The organism is Thermus altitudinis, from assembly GCF_022760835.1.
In the GTDB taxonomy this organism is placed as follows: domain Bacteria; phylum Deinococcota; class Deinococci; order Deinococcales; family Thermaceae; genus Thermus; species Thermus altitudinis.
Genome location: NZ_JAKTNQ010000017.1, coordinates 16,984 through 34,006, shown reverse-complemented (window position 1 = coordinate 34,006; position 17,023 = coordinate 16,984). Strand labels below are relative to the sequence as shown.

At 64.7% G+C, this 17,023-nt stretch carries 15 protein-coding genes; 3 read left to right on the top strand and 12 right to left on the bottom strand.

The window, feature by feature from the left end; genetic code table 11:
* Positions 1–27: 27 nt before the first annotated feature.
* The 5 genes from L0D16_RS07490 to hisF are packed head-to-tail and all read right to left on the bottom strand — an operon-like array spanning position 28 to position 4,847.
* The gene (locus L0D16_RS07490) at positions 28–702 is read right to left on the bottom strand and encodes a DUF58 domain-containing protein (RefSeq protein WP_243030965.1); all 675 of its coding nucleotides are present in this window, start codon (positions 700–702) and stop codon (positions 28–30) included.
* Entirely contained in the window at positions 699–2,459 is a 1,761-nt protein-coding gene (locus L0D16_RS07485; protein WP_243030964.1) for an adenosylcobalamin-dependent ribonucleoside-diphosphate reductase, read from the bottom strand. The genes L0D16_RS07490 and L0D16_RS07485 overlap by 4 nt, the downstream gene beginning before the upstream one ends.
* Positions 2,460–2,468: 9 nt before the next feature.
* A complete protein-coding gene (glpX, locus tag L0D16_RS07480) occupies positions 2,469–3,437 on the bottom strand; it encodes a class II fructose-bisphosphatase (RefSeq protein ID WP_279231256.1) in 969 nt (322 codons plus the stop codon).
* A 17-nt stretch (positions 3,438–3,454) separates the two neighbouring features.
* Positions 3,455–4,093 (bottom strand): bifunctional phosphoribosyl-AMP cyclohydrolase/phosphoribosyl-ATP diphosphatase HisIE, encoded by a 639-nt coding sequence (gene hisIE, locus L0D16_RS07475; RefSeq protein ID WP_243030962.1) that lies wholly within the window; start codon positions 4,091–4,093, stop codon positions 3,455–3,457.
* The gene (gene hisF / locus L0D16_RS07470) at positions 4,068–4,847 is read right to left on the bottom strand and encodes an imidazole glycerol phosphate synthase subunit HisF (RefSeq protein ID WP_243030959.1); all 780 of its coding nucleotides are present in this window, start codon (positions 4,845–4,847) and stop codon (positions 4,068–4,070) included. Before hisF ends, hisIE begins: the two co-directional genes overlap by 26 nt.
* A gap of 214 nt (positions 4,848–5,061) precedes the next feature.
* On the opposite strand from hisF, the gene trmFO reads away from it, so the two are divergent.
* A complete protein-coding gene (gene trmFO / locus L0D16_RS07465; protein WP_243030955.1) occupies positions 5,062–6,375 on the top strand; it encodes a methylenetetrahydrofolate--tRNA-(uracil(54)-C(5))-methyltransferase (FADH(2)-oxidizing) TrmFO in 1,314 nt (437 codons plus the stop codon).
* Here trmFO and L0D16_RS07460 read toward each other — a convergent pair.
* From L0D16_RS07460 to L0D16_RS07440, 5 genes are read right to left on the bottom strand one after another with little or no spacing between them, the layout of a single operon-like run.
* A complete protein-coding gene (locus tag L0D16_RS07460) occupies positions 6,352–7,812 on the bottom strand; it encodes a Mur ligase family protein (protein WP_243030953.1) in 1,461 nt (486 codons plus the stop codon). The two genes, trmFO and L0D16_RS07460, sit on opposite strands and share 24 nt — an antisense overlap.
* Positions 7,809–8,417 carry a deoxynucleoside kinase gene (locus tag L0D16_RS07455; protein ID WP_243031012.1) on the bottom strand — a complete coding sequence of 203 codons (609 nt, stop codon included), beginning with the start codon at positions 8,415–8,417 and terminating at the stop codon, positions 7,809–7,811. Before L0D16_RS07455 ends, L0D16_RS07460 begins: the two co-directional genes overlap by 4 nt.
* Before the next feature lie 4 nt (positions 8,418–8,421).
* The gene (locus L0D16_RS07450; protein WP_243030952.1) at positions 8,422–9,030 is read right to left on the bottom strand and encodes a deoxynucleoside kinase; all 609 of its coding nucleotides are present in this window, start codon (positions 9,028–9,030) and stop codon (positions 8,422–8,424) included.
* 20 nt (positions 9,031–9,050) lie between these two features.
* Entirely contained in the window at positions 9,051–10,097 is a 1,047-nt protein-coding gene (locus L0D16_RS07445) for a S1C family serine protease (protein WP_243030950.1), read from the bottom strand.
* A 4-nt stretch (positions 10,098–10,101) separates the two neighbouring features.
* Positions 10,102–11,880 carry an arginine--tRNA ligase gene (locus tag L0D16_RS07440; protein ID WP_243030949.1) on the bottom strand — a complete coding sequence of 593 codons (1,779 nt, stop codon included), beginning with the start codon at positions 11,878–11,880 and terminating at the stop codon, positions 10,102–10,104.
* 160 nt (positions 11,881–12,040) lie between these two features.
* Here L0D16_RS07440 and L0D16_RS07435 point away from each other — a divergent pair, with 160 nt between their 5' ends.
* Entirely contained in the window at positions 12,041–13,804 is a 1,764-nt protein-coding gene (locus L0D16_RS07435) for a beta propeller repeat protein (RefSeq protein ID WP_243030948.1), read from the top strand.
* A gap of 64 nt (positions 13,805–13,868) precedes the next feature.
* Here the strand turns inward: L0D16_RS07435 and uvrC are convergent, their stop codons facing one another.
* Complete coding sequence (uvrC, locus tag L0D16_RS07430) at positions 13,869–15,656, bottom strand: excinuclease ABC subunit UvrC (RefSeq protein WP_243030947.1); 1,788 nt, start codon at positions 15,654–15,656, stop codon at positions 13,869–13,871.
* A gap of 14 nt (positions 15,657–15,670) precedes the next feature.
* On the opposite strand from uvrC, the gene L0D16_RS07425 reads away from it, so the two are divergent.
* Positions 15,671–16,633, top strand: coding sequence for a dipeptidase (locus L0D16_RS07425; RefSeq protein WP_243030945.1), 963 nt, complete (start codon positions 15,671–15,673; stop codon positions 16,631–16,633).
* Here the strand turns inward: L0D16_RS07425 and L0D16_RS07420 are convergent.
* On the bottom strand, positions 16,616–17,020 hold the full coding sequence (locus L0D16_RS07420) for a PaaI family thioesterase (RefSeq protein ID WP_243030944.1): 405 nt from the start codon (positions 17,018–17,020) through the stop codon (positions 16,616–16,618). The two genes, L0D16_RS07425 and L0D16_RS07420, sit on opposite strands and share 18 nt — an antisense overlap.
* Positions 17,021–17,023: the final 3 nt, after the last annotated feature.

Below are 17,023 nucleotides of genomic sequence, written 5' to 3'. Positions count from 1 at the left end.
CAGGACCTGGCGAAGGGAAGGAGGGCGCTAAAGGGGCTCCACCACCCCTTGCCGAAGGAGGGCCGGCAAGGGGGGTTCCCCCACCTTTAGGAGGGCGTACCGGCCCCTCAGCAGGGCCAGGAGGCGGAGGGCCTTCAGGTGGGCCTCCAGGGCTTCCCGGTAGGCCCTCACCTCCTCCGGTCCCACGGGGAGGGTTTCCCCGGTTTCCACATCCCTTAGGAGCGCGTCCTCGAGGGGTGGGGATAGTTCTCCGGGTGCCAGGACCTGGACCAAGACCACCCGCCGGGGGAGGATCTTGGGCCAGGGGAGGGGGTCCAGGCCGTCGGTGATGAGGACCAAGACCCCAGGGCCCCGGCGGAAGGCCTCGGGCCTTCCCCGTTCCAGCCGGGCGAAGGCGTCCTCCTGGCGGGCGAGCTTTAGAAGAAGCCTGGCCACCTCTTCCCCATAGGCCAGCTTGCCAAAGAGGCGCATGCTTTCGCTTTCGTCCAGGTGGATGCGGAAACGGACCCGCTCGGGGGCGGTTTCTAGGCGGGTATAGAGCCTGCCGGTCTTGGCATAAGCCCGCCAGTGGACCTTGCGCACCTCGTCCCCGGGAGCGTATGGGCGGAGCTCGTAAAACTCACCCCCTAGGCCCTTCCTTCGGGCCAGGCGTTCCCCGGGATAGGGAAGATAGGGCTTGGTGGCGATGCGGTAGCGGGTCATGCCGTTTGGCAGAAGGTGCAGACCCCCACCGGGGGTAAGGGTTCCACCACCTCCTCCCGGCTTCCCTCCCGGAAGACGGTGATCCCCTTGCACCCTTCCTTCCAGGCGGTGAGGAAGAGCCCTTCCACCACCTCCTTGGGGGTTTCCTGGGGGAGGTTCACCGTGGAAGAGATGCTCTGGTCCACGTGGCGCTGCAAGGCCGCCTGCAAGCGTACCCGCTGGAAAGGATCCACGGTATGGGCCGTGGGCCAGTCCGGTATCGCCCCCTCCTTTTCCCGGCGGTACCGTAGGAGAAGGGGATGCTCCGCCAAGAACACCTGCCCACCGGCATGGCGCAGGTAGGTGAGGGCGAAGATGGGCTCAATGCCGCTCGTCACCCCGGCCAGGATGGAGATGGAGCCCGTGGGGGCGATGGAGATGAGGGCTGCGTTCCTAAGGCCCTTTTCTATCTCCCGCACCAGGGCTTCGGGCAACGCCTGGATGAAGGGGCTTTGCACGTGCTCCTTGGGGTCAAAGGCGGGGAAAGGACCCCTTTTCCGGGCCAAGCGGGTGCTTTCCCAATAGGCGGCTTCCTTGATGCGCCGTATGACCTCTTCGGAAAGCCTTAGGCTTTCCTGGGAGCCGTAGGGAAGCCCCAACATGGCCAGCATGTCCGCTAGGCCCATCACCCCAAGGCCGATCCTCCGGCTTCTCAGGGAGGCTTCCCTTTGGGCCCTTAGGGGGTGGCGGTTTTTCCCCAGGTCCACCACGGCATCCAAAAAGCGCACCGCCAGGCGGGTGGCCTCCTCGAGGCCCGCCCAGTCCAGGCGGGCCCTTTCCCCAAAGGGTTCCTGCACGAAGGCGGCCAGGTTCAGGCTTCCCAGGTTGCAGGCCCCGTAGGGCTCCATGGGCACCTCCCCGCAGACGTTGACCCCCTCCACCTCCATCCCCCCGTACTGGGCCGTGGCCCAGGTGCGCACCCGGTCCCAGAAGAGGAGGCCGGGCTCGGCGCTTTGCCAGGCGGCCTCCACCAGGGTGTCCCAGGCTTCCTTGGCCCGGATGGTTCGGGCCACGTGCTCCCGGGGTGTGGTGAAGGAAAGGGGCCAGGGTTCATCGGCCAGGGCCGCCTGCAAAAAGGCGTCCGTGGCCCTTAGGGAGATGTTGGCGTGGCGCACCCGGCTGCGCTGGGGATCGGTTTTGGCCTGGAGGAACTCCAGGAGATCTGGGTGCCGGTCGGAGAAGGTGAGCATCAGGGCTCCCCGCCGGCCCCCGCTGGCCCCCATGACCCCGGCCAGGGTGGAGAAGAGCTCCATGAAGCTTACTGCCCCCGAGCTTTCCACCCCGGCGTTGCCCACCTTGGCCCCTTTAGGCCTTAGAACATCGGCGTTGGTCCCCACCCCACCCCCGTAGGCAAAGGTGCGGGCGGCCTCGTCCAGGAAGCGGGTGATGCCCCTTATGGAGTCCTCCCGGATGGGAAGGTAGTAGCAGTTGAAGAGGGTGGAGCGGCGCCAGTTGCCTAGGCCAAAGAGGATACGGCCTCCGGGGACGAAGCGAAAATCGGAGAAGAGCCAGAAAAACTCCCGCTTGGCTCCCTTTTCCACCCGGGTAGCCCCCTGGACCAGCCGCTGCCACATCTCCTCCGGGGTGGCCTCCAGGAGGCTACCCTCCGGGTCCCGTAGGGCATAGCGGTTCAGGAAAACGGAGGCCCTTAGCTCATCTCCCTGGAAGAAATCCAGGGCAAGCCTGAGGGCCTCCTCTTGGGTGTACCTCCGGGGCACGCCTTTAGTCTACACGCGGATGGTGACCCGGGCTCCGGTTTCAAAGAGGTGGATGGAGTCTATGAAGCGCACGGTGCGGGTGGTGTGCCCTAGGACGATGGAGTGGGTCCTGGCCCCGCCCCCGAAGAAGCGGACCCCCTGGAGGATGTCCCCATCGGTGATGCCGGTGGCGGCGAAGACGATCTCCTTGCCCGGGGCCAGGTCCTCGGTGCGGTAGATGCGGTTCTCATCCCCGCCCATGGCCCTTAGCCGGGCCCGCTCCTCCTCGTTTTGCGGCGTGAAGCGGGCCTGGATCTCCCCGCCCAGGCACTTGAGGGCGGCGGCGGCCAAGACCCCTTCTGGGGCCCCCCCAATCCCCATCACCGCATGCACCCCGGTGCCCCGGATGGCGGCGGCCAAGGCGGCGATCACGTCGCCATCGGAGATGAGCTTGACCCGGGCTCCGGCCTCGCGGATTTCCCGGATGAGGCCCTCGTGGCGCGGGCGGTCCAGGACCACGATGACCAGGTCCTCCACCGAGCGCTGGAGGGCCAGGGCCAAGGCCTTGAGGTTGGCGGAAACCGGCCAGGAGAGGTCCACAAGCCCGGCGGCGGGTGGGGGGACGATAAGCTTTTCCATGTACATATCGGGGGCGTGGAAGAGGCCGCCCTTTTCGCTAATGGCGATCACGGTCACGGCGTTGGGCAGGCCCTTGGCCGCGGTGGTGGTCCCCTCCACGGGGTCCACGGCGATGTCCACCTCCACACCGCCTTGCCCCAGGACCTCCCCGATGTAGAGCATGGGGGCCTCGTCCATCTCCCCCTCGCCGATCACCACCGTGCCCTTGATGGGAAGCTCGTTCAGGACCCGGCGCATGGCCTGGGTGCCCGCCTCGTCCACGGCGTCCTTATCCCCCTTGCCCGCTAGGCGGCTTGCCGCCAGGGCGGCCTGCTCGGTAACCCGCACCACCTCGAGGACCAACCGGCGTTCTATTTCCATGTTTCCATCATATAGGCCTAGGAGGCGGCACCGGGTTCTGGCTTAGGGCGGTGCCGTTGCCAGAGGGTTTGGGCCAGGTCCTCGAGGCTGACCCCAGTTTCCGCCAGCACCAAGAGGAGGTGGAAGAGGAGATCCGCGGCCTCCCAGCGCACCTCCTCAGGGTTTTGGTTTTTGGCGGCGAGGATCACTTCCCCGGCCTCCTCCCCGATCTTCTTCAGGATGCGGTCTAGGCCCGCTTGGTGGAGCTTGGCCACGTAGCTTCCCTCGGGGAGGGTCTTGAGGCGCTCCTGGATGGTGGCGTAGACCTGGGCCAGGACAAAGCCCAGGCTGGGCTCTCCCGGAAGGAGGGGGCGGTGGAAGCAACTCCTTTCCCCGGTGTGGCAGGCGGGGCCATGGGGGAGAACCCGGTAGACCACCGCATCCCCGTCGCAGTCCAGGAGGACCTCCACCACCTCCTGGAAGTTCCCCGAGGTCTCCCCCTTGCGCCAAAGGGCCTTGCGGCTACGGCTATAGAAGGTGCTTCGCCTGGTCCTCAGGGTCTCCTCCAAGGCCTCCCGGTTGGCGTAGGCCAGGGTCAGGACTTCCCCTGTTGTGGCGTCTTGCACCACCACGGGCACCAGGCCCTCTGGGCTAAACTTCACTTGGGACAGATCCATCTAAGCGCACCTCCAGGCCCCGTTGGGCCAGGAACTCCTTAAGCTTGGGGATTGGGATTTCCCCGAAGTGGAAGACGCTGGCCGCCAAGGCGGCATCGGCCCCGGCCAGGAAGGCTTCCAGGAAATGCTCCATGTTTCCCGCCCCGCCGCTGGCGATCACCGGCACGTTTACCGCTTCGGCCACCAGGCGGGTAAGGGTTAGGTCGTAGCCCGCCTTGGTGCCGTCGCGGTCCATGCTGGTGAGGAGGATCTCCCCCGCGCCAAGCTCCGCTCCCCGCACCGCCCATTCCACCGCGTGGAGGCCGGTGGGAATGCGCCCCCCGGCGATATAGACCTCGGGGAAGTCCCCGTTCCAGCGGGCGTCCACGGCCAGGACCACCGCCTGGGAGCCAAAGTGGTGGGCCAGCTCCTGGATGAGCTCAGGGCGCTTCACCGCCGCCGAGTTCACGCTCACCTTGTCGGCCCCGGCCAAGAGGAGCCCCCGGGCATCCTCCAAGGAGCGCACCCCGCCCCCCACGGTCAAGGGAATGAAGACCCTTTCCGCCACCTGGGCCACCACCTCCAGGAGGATGGCCCGCTCCTCATGGGTGGCGGAGATGTCCAGGAAGACCAGCTCGTCGGCCCCCGCCTGGTCGTAGGCCTGGGCGGCCTCTATGGGGTCCCCGGCGTCGCGGAGGTTGACGAAGTTTACCCCCTTCACCACGCGTCCTGCGTGGACGTCCAGGCAGGGGATGATGCGCTTGGCCAGGCTCATGGGGAAGGAGCCCAAGGGATCTACACCTCAGGGGGAAAAGGAGCCCTCCTTTCCCCCTTTTTCACCCTGGTAGGCCTGGCCTTCCAGGAGCTCGAGGTGGGCTTCCGGCGACAAGGCCGAACCGCCACCTTAGACCGGTGCCGCACCGCCATAGGGCCATTCTACCCGCTATCCGTCCTTTTCCCAAGCCTGGATGGGTGGTAGCATCTAAAGGATGGAACGGGTGACGGTGGTGGGAGGAGGCCTGGCGGGAAGCGAGGCCGCCTGGACCCTGGCGCGGCTTGGGGTGCCGGTACGCCTCTATGAGATGCGCCCCCAAAGGATGACCCCGGCCCACGCCACGGGGTACTTGGCGGAAATCGTCTGCTCCAACTCCTTGGGGGGCGAGGGGCCTGCCAACGCCAAGGGACTCCTCCAGGCGGAGATGCGCCAGGCGGGGAGCCTGGTGATGGAGGCGGCCTATAGGGCCCGGGTGCCGGCAGGCGGGGCCTTGGCCGTGGACCGGGAGGAGTTCAGCCAGTACATTACGGAAAAGCTTTCCCGGCACCCCCTGGTGGAGGTGGTGCGGGAGGAGGTGGCGGAGATTCCCCAGGGCCTGGCCATCCTGGCCACCGGACCCCTTACCTCCGATGCCCTTTCCGAGGCCATCCGGCGCCGCTTTGGCGACCATTTCCTCAGCTACTTTGATGCGGCAAGCCCCATTGTCCTTTACGAGAGCATAGACCTAAAGAAGTGCTTCCGCGCCGGGCGCTACGGGCAGGAGGCGGACTACCTGAACTGCCCCCTGACCGAGGAGGAGTACCGGCGTTTCTACGAGGCCCTCGTGCGGGCAGAGGAGCACGTCCCCCACGAGTGGGAGAAGCGGGAGTTCTTTGAGGCCTGCGTGCCGGTGGAGGAACTGGCCCGCCGGGGCTACCAGACCCTTCTCTTTGGCCCCATGAAGCCGGTGGGCCTTAAAGACCCCAGGACGGGCAAGGAGCCCTTTGCCGTGGTGCAGCTTCGCCAAGAGGACAAGGCGGGGCGGATGTGGAGCCTGGTGGGCTTCCAAACCGGGCTCAAGTGGCCCGAGCAGAAGCGGCTTATTCAGATGATCCCGGGCCTGGAGGGGGCCGAGATCGTGCGCTACGGGGTGATGCACCGCAACACCTATCTCAACGCCCCTCTTCTCTTGCGGGAGACCCTGGAGTTCAAGGAGGAGGCAGGCCTCTTCGCTGCTGGGGTGCTGGCCGGGGTGGAGGGTTACCTGGAAAGCGCCGCCACGGGGTTTCTGGCGGGGCTGAACGCCGCCAGGCAGGCCCTGGGGCTGAGGCCCGTGGTCCCCCCGGAGGAGAGCATGCTGGGAGGGCTGGTCCGTTTCCTGGCCACCGCCAACCCCCAGGGCTTCCAGCCCATGTACGCCAACTGGGGCCTGGTGCCCCCTGTGGAGGGGAGGATGGGGAAGAGGGAGAAGCGGGAGGCCATGTACCATCGGGGCCTGAAGGCGTTTGCGGAATGGCTGGCCTCCCTAGGGGTGGTCGCCTCCACCTAGGCCCAAGGCCCTAAGCCCTTCCAGGGCCACCTCCTTCTCGTTCCAGGGGAGGGCCAAGGTGCCCCGCTCCAAGGTGGCCTCGTGCCCCTTGCCGGCCAGGAGGACGGTATCCCCTTCTTGGGCCTCGGAAAGGGCGCGGAAAATGGCCTCCCTGCGGTCGGGGATCACCTCAAAAAGGCCCCCTTCCTCCCTGGCGGCCTGGGCCAGGGCCTCGAGGATGGCCATGAGGTCCTCCGTGCGGTGGTCCTCCTCGGTGAAGAAGGTTTGGTCGGCGAGCCTCGCCGCCACCCGGCCGATGTCCTCCCGCCGCTTGGGGTCCCGCTCCCCGGCAGCCCCCACCACCAGAAGAAGCCTCCCCCGGGTGGTCCGGCGTAAGGTCTTTAGGGCTTCTTCCAGGCTTCTGCCGGTGTGGGCAAAGTCTATGACCACCCGGAAGGGCTTCCGTTGCACCACCTCCATGCGTCCCGGCACCCCGGGGAAGGTGGCCAGGCCCCGGAGCACCCCTTCCAGGGGAAGCCCGTAGGCCAAGGCGGCGGCGCTGGCCGCCAGGGCGTTGTCCAGGTTGTAGGCCCCCAGTAGGGGGACGAAGGCCTCCCCAGAGCCCCAGGGGGTGCGAAGGGTGAAGCGCAGGCCTTCTTCGCCTTCCTTGAGACCCTCCCCCCACACCTCCCCGCCAGGGCCGAAAAGCAGGCGGGACCGAAGGGGAAGGCGGTCTAGGTGGGGCAGGCGGGTATTGAGGATGGCCAGCTCTGAGCGCTCCACCAGGAGGGCCTTGGCGGCAAAGTAGGCCTCCGCCGTGCCGTGCAGGTCCAGGTGGTCGTCGGGGTAAAAGCTCACGAAGACCCCGATCCGGTAGGCAAGCCCCTCCACCCGCTTCAGGGCCAGGGCGTGGCTGGAAACCTCCAGGATGGCGGCCTCTAGCCCACGGTCCACGGCCTCCCGCAGGAAGGCGTAGACCTCCGGGGCCTCGGGGGTGGTGAAGTGGCCGATGGGAGGCCTTGGGTCCTCCCCCAGCCTGAGCCCCACCGTGGAGAGGAGGGCGGCCCGCTTTCCCCCCTGGTGCAGGAGGTGGTGGAGGAGGCTTGCCGTGGTGCTCTTGCCCTTGGAGCCCGTAACCCCCAGGAGGTTCAGCCGCCGGTCGGGCTCCCCGTGGAAGCGCCGGGAGAGGTGGGCCAGGGCCAGGCGGGCGTCCTTCACCCTCAGGTAGGGGACGGGAAGGCTGAGCTCCCTTTCCCCCACCACGGCGATGGCCCCCCTTTCCAGGGCCTCGAGGATGTAGTCGTGCCCGTCCAAGGGCTTGCGGTGGGGAAGGGGCACCCCGGGGATGGCCACGAAGACGAAGCCCGGGGCTACCCGCCTGGAATCCTGGGTCAGGCCCAGGACCTTCAGGGGCGGGGCCTTCAGGCCATAGGGGGCGAAGAGTTCCTCCAGGGTCATGGTTGGATCCGGGGGCGTAAGGCGGCGAGCAAAGCGGCGCGGTCCTCCTCCTTTTCCACAAAGTCTATCCGGTCCGCCTCCACCACGTAGACGGGGGAGAGGTCCCAAGAGGCGATGAGCTCCTCATAGAGCTCGTTAAGCCGCAAGAGGTAGCCCTCAGGAAGGCCTTGCTCAAAGGGCCTGCCCCGCTTTCTTATCCGCCTTCTCAGGGTGGGGAGGTTGGCCCGGAGGTAGATGAGGAGGTCGGGCGTACGAAGGGCTGGGGCTACGCTCTGGAAAAGATCCATATAAGTCCGCCAGTCCCGCTCCTGCAAATAGCCTTCCCGGTAGAGATTTTTGGCAAAGACCAAGGCGTCCTCGTAGACGGTGCGGTCCTGGACCACCGCCTTGGCCCCGTTGATCTCCAAAAGGTGCTGGCGCACCCTCCTTGAGAGGAAGAAGATCTGGGAGTGAAAGGCGTAGCCCTGCATATCCCGATAGAAATCCTCCAGGTAGGGGTTTTCGCTTACCGCCTCGTAGACGGGCTTTAGCCCGAAAGCCTCGGCCAGAAGGGCGGTGAGGGTGCTCTTGCCGCTACCGATGTTGCCGGCGATGGCCAGGTACATGGCGTTAGGGTTGGGTTTTCCCTTGAAGGCCATGGGCCTTGACCAGGGCCACCACCCGGTCCTGGTCGGGGCCGGGTTGGCTGTAGTCCAGCTGGTCCGCTTCCAGGACCAAAAGGGGATGGGGGTAGCGGGCAAAGTGGCGCTCGTAGGCCTGGGAGAGGGCCTCGAGGTAGGCGGGGTCCATCCCCTCCTCAAAGGGCCGGCCCCGTTTCCTGATGCGTTCCAACAGCACGGGCACCGGGGCCCTCAGGTAGATGGTGAGGTCGGGCGGGGGAAGCTTCAGGGAAAGCTCCCGGTAGAGGTCCAGATACAGGTCCCACTCCGGGCCTTCCAGATTCAGGCTGGCGAAGATGGCGTCCTTGTCAAAGAGGTAGTCGGCCACCACGCCGCCGAAAAGGGGCCTTTCCCGCAGGCGGGAAAGCTGCCGGTACCGGGAGAGGAGGAAGAAGACCTGGGTCTTGAAGGCGTAGCCCTTGCGGTCCTGGTAGAAAAGGGGCAGGAAAGGGTTTTCCTCCACCACCTCCAGGAGGGGCTCGGCCCCAAGCCTTTCCGCGAGAAGCCGGGCCAGGGTGGTTTTGCCTGCGCCGATAGGGCCTTCTATGGCGATGTACACGCTGACCTCCGCAAGGTAGCCTAACGGCTGACGGGCCTGGCCACCATGGTGAGGGTGACCTCGAGCCTCCGCCCATCCCGCCAAAGCGTTAGCCGCACCCGGTCCCCGGGGCGGTAACGGGCGATGAGGCGGACCACCTCCGCCTTGTCCTTGACCGCCTTCCCGTTCACCGCCAGGATCACATCCCCTAGGGCCAAAAGCCTTCCCTGGGCGTCCCGCTGGGCTCCCCTTAGACCGGCCCGGGCTGCGGGGCTACCCGGTTCCACCCGGTCCACCATGGCCCCCTGGGTGGTGGTGAGGCCCACCGCCCTAAGGAGCACGGGAGGCAGCTCGTCCAGGCTCACCAGGCTGGCCCCCAGCCAGCCCCGTTGGGGGATGCCAAAGCGCTCCAGGTCCTGGACGCTTTGCGCCACCAACTCCGCCGGGATGGCCACCCCGATGCCTCCCACCCCCGAGGGCCCCCCCACCACGTCCGCCACCACCCCGACCACCTCCCCTTGCAGGTTCAGAAGGGGGCTTCCCGAGTTGCCCACGGTGAGGGGGGCGTCGGTGAAGAGGTACTCCCCCACCTCGGCCCCCACGCTGGGGTCAGGGGTGGGGACTTCCAAGGGGCCGATCCCGGATAGGATGCCGTAGGAGGCCAAGGGGCCTTGGCCGAAGGGAAACCCCACCAGCACCACCCCCATCCCCAAAGGAAGGCTCGTGGCAGGGGTTTTGCTGAAGCCCAACGTGCCCGGGGCTTGGAGTCCCCGCACCGTGAGGAGGGCGATGTCAATCCCCGGGTCCACGGCGAAGCGCTCCGCGGGGAAGGTGCGCCCGTCGCTCAGGCGCACGGTGAGGTCGGTGAGGTCCTGGACCACGTGGTAGTTGGTAACCACGCGAAAGGGGCTTACGAAGAAGCCGGTGCCCACCACCTGGTTTTCCCCAGGGGCCGTGGGGGAACCCTGGACCCGGACCACCGCGGGCAGGGCCTTGCGGATCACCTGGCTTCGCGCCACTTCCTCGGGGGAGACTAGGCGCTGGCCCCAGGCCAAAGAGAGGAGGAGGAGGGCGAGGGCAAGGCGCATGCCCTTACATTACCTCAGGGGCGGGGATGCCCAGGAGGAAAAGCCCGGTCTTCAGGGTTTCTTGCAGGCTTTTCACCAAGCCCAGGCGAAGCTCCCTTAGGCCCGAAGGCGCCGTCAGCACGGGGGTGGCGGGCCGCCCCTCCTCCTTGGCGTTGTAGTAGGCGTTCCAGCTGGCTGCCAGGTCCAGGAGGTACTGGGCCAAGACATGGGGGGTTTTCTCCTCGGCGGCCTCCAGCACCGCCTCCTCAAAGTCCAGGAGGGCTAAGGCCAGTTCCCGCTCGTAAGGGGTGGCCTGGGCGAGGTCCGCCTCCCCCCACTCCCCGGCCTTGCGCAGGATGCTGTGGGCCCGGGCGTGGGCGTACTGCACGTAGGGCCCGGTGTCCCCTTCAAAGGAGAGGGCCTCGGCGTAGCGGAAATCTATTTGCTTTTTGGGCTCGGTCTTTACCATGGCGAAGCGGATGGCCCCCAAGGCCACCATCCTGGCGGCCTCCTCCTTGGCGGGGTGCTCGGGGTTTTTCTCCTGTATGATGGCCAAGGCTCTCCTCTCTGCCTCTTCCAAGACCTCGTCCACGCTCACCGCCAGGCCCTTCCGCCCCGACATCTGCCTGCCCTCCAGGAGCACGGTTTCATAGGCCAGGTGGAAGGCGCCTTGCGCAAGCTCAGGATGCCCTGCCAGGGCCAAGGCCGCCCGCACCAGGGCCTGGGGGTGGCTTTGGCGCACGTCAATCACGTTTACCGTCTCCCGGGCCCTGGGGGTATAGGCCTCCCCCTCAGGGGCGCTGGTCCTGAGGGCGGGATAGTAAGGGTTGGGGTAAGGCTGGAAGTGGAGGCCCTCGAGGAGGCCCATCTTCCAAAACTGGAAGGCAATGTCCTTGGCGTAGTAGGTGGCGGCGCCACCCGAGCGCACCAGGACGAAGTAGGGGTCTTCCAGCCCGGGGATGAAGGGGCTTGCGTCCATGACCAGGGCCCCTGCGTACCTGCCCTCCTGGGGGCGGAACACATGGGGGCTTTGTTCCAAAATGCGCAGGGCCTTTTCCAGCAGCCCCGCCCGGACGATGTCCGATTCCCACACCAGTAGGTGGTAATGGGCGTTTAGGGCTTTCATGGTGGCCATCTGGGCCAGAAGGATGCGGTTAACCTCTTCCCGGAGCTCCCCCCGCTCCAGGGCGTGTAGGACCTCCTCTATGCCCCCTTGTAGGTTGGGGTACTCGGGGTCCTGGTGGAGGCGCACGTAGGCTCTGCCGGCGAAGTGGTCGTACTTTTCCTTTCCATCCCAGGAAAGGCCGTAGTGCCTGAGGGCAAAGAGGGTTTCCGCTGCCTGGCGGCCCGTGTCGTCAATGTAGTTGAGGACCAGGATCTCCCGCCCGGCATAGTCCAGGATGCGGGCCAGGCTGTCTCCGAGGGCGATGTTCCTGAGATGGCCCACGTGGAGCTCCTTGTTGGGGTTCACCGAGGTGTGCTCCATGAGCACCAGGCCTTCCCTCTTGGGGAAAGGGCCCTTGGGCCTAAGGGCTTCCCCCAGCAGATCCCGCGTGCGGATGCGGAAGTTCAGGTACCCGCCCACCGGGATGGCCTCCTCCACAAAGGGGGGAAGGTCCAGCCGGGCCTTGAGCTCCTGGGCGATGGCCTGGGGGGGTTTTCTGAGCTCCTTGGCCAGGGCGAAGAGGGGAACCCCGTAGTCCCCGGGCTTGTCCTTGGGGGCCTTGGCCACCTTTAGACGGAGGTCCAGGCCCAGTTCCTTGAGGGCCTGGTGGATGGCTTCTTCCAGGGCGCGGCGCACCATCAGGAGGTTATCTTAACCTCTGTGGGTGTTCAAAGGGGGAGTTTTTGGGGCGTGCTTTATATTGCGTTGTTCCTAAGGAAAACCTAAAGTTAAAAGGCCCTGCAACCTAGTTGACAGGAGCATAAAAGTTACCTAGGCTGGAAATAGGGGGAACACTATCATGAAAAAAAACTACGTTAAAGTGTTTGTTACCCGCACGCTCCTGTATGCGGTTTTGGTCACAGGGCTTACCGCTTGTCCGATAAATCCTGTGCCTAGGGATTCAGAGCGTGATGGAGGACAACCCATTAACCTGTCTTGGCAAGTAGTGCAGCAAGCTACCAATATAAATGGCATAACTTACGGTAATGGACAGTATGTAGGTGTGGGAGAAGGAGGGGTCATCGTTATATCCACCGATGGTCAAAGCTGGCGTTCCGTCTCTAGCGGAACAACGCAACACCTCAATGGCGTTGTGTATGGCGACAACGCGTTCGTAGCGGTAGGGGCTTACGGAACCATCTTGCAGTCCACAGATGGGAAAAAGTGGACTGTTCGGGTATCGGGAACAAATAATCACCTTTACGATGTGGCGTACGCCCAGGGTCAGTTTATAGCGGTTGGCGCCAACGGTACGGTTTTGGCCTCCCGTGACGGATCAACTTGGAGCGTAAGAGCTTCGGGAACTACCCGGGATCTCCGTGGTGTCACTTACGGGGATAACCTGTTCGTAGTGGTTGGCGATGGGGGCAGCTTCTTGACATCTCCAGACGGGATTACCTGGCAGATTCGCAACATTAATAGCTATGAGTATCTTCAAGATGTGGTGTTTGCTAAGGGTCGCTATGTGGTCGTCGCTAGTCAGAGGGTCTATACTTCTATTGACGGAGTTACGTGGGAACGGACGAGCCAGCTTTGGTACTATCTCAGCAGCATTGCTTATGGGGCAAATAAGTACGTTGTAGTTGGGGCAGATGGGAAGATTTGGGCTTCAGAAGATGGGTTAAACTGGACAGAGCAATCCTCCGGTACGGGTAGTAACTTGTTTGATGTGTCCTACGTTAACGGCCAGTTTGTGGCTGTTGGGGGAAATGGCGTGGTTGTAAGTTCCTCTGACGGCACCGCGTGGTACTTGCGTACCGCTGGCCTTAAGGCAGATTTCTTTGGTGGTTTGTTTGTTGATAACAGGTTCTTGGTGGTAGGAGGTTACTATTCAGGCAACGGTTTACGTACGGTTGTCATGACTTCTCAGGATGGCTTGGCTTGGCAAGGAAGGGAAAATGATGGTTATATCATCTACGACGTTGCCTACGGTAACGGCGAGTTTGTAGGCGTGGGCCAGACAGCGATTTTGACCTCGATAGATGCTTTGAATTGGAGTCCGCGGGCTACAAGTAGTAACCCCCTATATGGTGTTACCTACGGGAACAATCGGTATGTCGCGGTGGGGGCACGGGGTACCATTTTAACTTCGGATGATGGTGTGAGCTGGGTAGCGCGAGATTCCTCCACAACCGAGGGCCTGAACGACGTAACTTTTGGCAATGGCCGGTTTGTTGCTGTGGGCGACAACGGCATCATCACCGTATCCGAGGACGGAGTTACTTGGCGTTCTGGTAAAGTTGCTAGCTATAAACTGAGAGGAGTTGTGTACGGCAACGGGCAATTTATAGCGGTTGGGCATGGGGATACTGTGTTGCGCTCCGCAGATGGCCTTCGTTGGACGGTGGGGGTTTCTGGTACATCAAGCACACTTTTGGGAGTTGCTGCTGGAAACGGCATCTATGTAGCGGTGGGCTGGTGGGGGACAATTTTGTCTTCTAAGGATGGAGTAACTTGGACCAAGCAAACGTCGGGAACTTCCGTGGACTTAGTGGATGTTTTCTTCGGCAATGGTCGCTTCATTGTTGTTGGTACAAATGCAACGATTGTGGCTTCCCAGTAAGTGATAGCCTTTCCCTCTATGAGGGCCTCTAGCCGGCAATCTTCAGTAACTTAGAGGCCCTCTCTCACCACTGTTTGCGTTCCTTTGACTGGAGCGCATGTCTCAATGCCTCGGCGGCCTTGCGGTTCATGCCGGGCAAGCGGGCCAGCTCCTCCAAGGGGGCTTCCTTCAGGGCCCTAAGCCCCCCGTACCGTTCCAATAGAAGCCGCTTTCTGGCTTCCCCGATACCCGGGATGCCCTCTAGAATCTGGAAAAGCTCCTGGCTTCTCCGTTTCTGGTGGTAGCGAAGCCCGTTTTGGTGGGTTTCGTCCCGCAGGTGGATGAGGAGCTGCAAGGCCGGATGGGTCAGGGGCAGGCGGATCTCCCGGCCCTCGGGGGTGAGGAGGACCTCCTCCCGCTTGGCCAGGCCCACCAGGGGAAGGTTCAGCCCGGCCCTTTCCAAAGCCCTGGCCGCAGCCCGCACCTGGCCCAGGCCGCCGTCAATCAGGAGGAGGTCAGGGAGGGGTAGGTCTTTAAGGCTTCCCGTAAAGCGGCGAAAGACCCCCTCCTCCATGGCGGCGTAGTCGTCGTTCCCTGACTTCAGGCGCATCCTGCGGTACTCCGCCCGCTTGGGCCTTCCCCCCTCAAAGACCGCCAGGGAGAAGACCCGAGCCTGGCCCTGGAGGTGGCTCACGTCGTAGCCCTCGAGGCGGAAGGGCCTTTGGGCAAGCCCCAGGATCTCCTGGAGGGCCTTTAGGGCCGGGTGGTCCCCCCGCTTCTCCCGCTGCTTGAGCTCGGTTTCCAAGGCCAGGCGGGCATTTTTTTCCGCCAGCTCCAGAAGCCTTAGCTTTTCCCCTTTCTTGGGCACCCTCAGCTCCACCTTCCGCCCGGCCCGGCGGCGGAGGAGGGCCTCCAGGCTTTCCAGGTCCTCCAGGGGGAAAGGGAGCAGGACCAAGGGCGGCAGGGGCGAGGCCTGCAGGTAGTAGTCCCTGAGGAAGGCCCAGAGGATTTCCTCTGGGCTGGCCTCCTCCTTCTCCACCACCCGGCTGATCCTTCCCAGGATACGCCCCGAGCGCACCTGGTAAAGCTGCACCACCGCCAACGGTCCCGCCTGGGCCAGGCCCAGGAAGTCCAGGTCCCCCATCTTTGGATCAACGGCCTGCTGGGCTGTGGAAAAGAAGGCCTTCAGGGCCTCCCTCTGGTCCCGGATCTCCGCCGCCCGCTCAAACTCCAGCCTTTGGGCGGCCTCCCGCATCTTGGCTTCCAGCTCCTTCAGGAGGTGGTCCACCTTGCCTTCCAGCACCGCCTCCACCTGGCGCACCGCCTCCCCGTAGGCCTGGGGGTCGGCCAGGCCCACGCAAGGGGCTAGGCAGCGGCCCATGCTGTAGTTGAGGCAGGGGTAGCGCCGCCTTTTCATGGGGTAGCCGGAGTTCTTGCGCAAGGGGAAAAGCCGGTCAATGAGGGTCTTGATGCGCCTTAGGGCGCTGGCCTCGGGGAAGGGGCCATAGTACCTGGCCCCGTCCTCCTCCACCCGCCGCACCACCAAAAGGGTGGGGAAGGGTTCTTGGGTGAGCTTCAGAAAGGGATAGTGCTTGTCGTCCTTGAGGAGGACGTTATAGGGCGGGCGGTGGGCCTTGATGAGGTTGGCCTCGAGGAGGAGGGCTTCCACCTCGTCCCGGGTGGCGATGAAGTCCAGGCCCGTGGCCTCCTGGGCGATGCGGGCCGCTTTGCCCTCGGCGTGGAAGTAGCTGCGCACCCGGGCCCTCAGGTTCTTGGTCTTGCCCACGTAGAGGACCTCTTCCCCCTGTTTCCAGAGGTAGACCCCGGGGGTCTCGGGAAGGGGAGGAAGCTGGGAAAGCCGCACGTTTCCCATTGTAGAGTGCCCCTATGGAGCCCGTCATGGTGGACGCCCACCTGGACCTGGCCCATAACGCTCGCGCCCTGGGCCGGGACCCTTCCCTTCCCTTAGACCGCCTGAGGGAAGTGGACCCCCATCCGGAAACCCCCCTCGTAAGCCTCCCCAGCCTTCGGGAGGCCAGGGTGGCCGTGGCCTTCGCCACCTTGTTCGTGGACCCCCGGGAGGGGGGACAGGCGGACTGGCAGGAGGAGGTGTACGCCCAGCTGGCCCTATATGAGGCTTGGGAGGCCAAGGGCTGGGTGCGGATCCTGCGGGAGGGCGAGGACCTAGAGGCCCACCTGGCCCGCTATCCCCAGGACCTTGTCCTGGGGCTGGTGCTCCTCCTGGAGGGGGCCCACGCCCTGGCCGATCCGGAGGACCTCCTCCCCTTGCGCCAAAGGGGCCTTAGGCTCCTTTCCCTCACCTGGGCCACCCGGAACGCCTACGCTGGGGGCAACGCCGAGGAAGCCCCCCTTACCGAGGCGGGAAAGGCCCTTCTGCGGAAGATGGAGGCTTGGGGTGTGGCCCTGGACCTTTCCCACCTGGCGGAGGCGGCGGCCCTAGAGGCCCTAGAGGCCTTTTCGGGCCCGGTTTGCGCCACCCATGCCAATGCCCGGGCCCTGGTGCCCTCCCCCCGGCATCTCTCCGACCGGCTTATGGAGGCCCTAAGGGAGCGGGAGGGGGTCTTGGGCCTGGTGCCCTTCAACGCCTTCTTGGACCCCAACTGGAGGCGGGGGGATCCCCGGCTTCCCCTGGAGGCCTTTTTCCGCCACAAGGCCCATGCGGAAACCCTCTTAGGCCCGGAAAGGGTGGGCTTGGGCACGGATTGGGACGGGGGGTTTGGCCTCGAGGCGGTGCCCTTGGGCCTGGACCGGCACCGGGACCTCTGGGCCTTGGGGGATGAGGGCTTCCTGGGGGGCAACTGGCTTCGCTGGCTACGCACCTGGTTCTAGGGGCACCACCGCCAGGGTGCACCGGCTTGCCGCCACCAGCTTGTTTTCCTCGTCGTAAACCTTCACCTCCCACACCTGGGTGGTGCGGCCCAGGTGGAGGGGCCTTCCCACGGCCCGGATGGTGCCTTGGCTTTTCCTGCGGATGTGGTTGCAGTTGATCTCCAGGCCGAAGGCGGCATGCCCCGGCGGGCAGTTGAGGAACCCCCCCACGCTGGCCACGCTTTCCGCCAGGGCCACCGTGGCCCCGCCATGGAGAAAGCCAAAGGGTTGGTGCACCTTGGGGGTGACCTCCAGCTCCGCCACCACCTCGTCCTTTTCCAGCTTCAGGTAGCGTACGCCCAAGGTGGCATCCAGGGTTTCCCTTTCGGGGAAGCTTTGCCTTTCCATGGC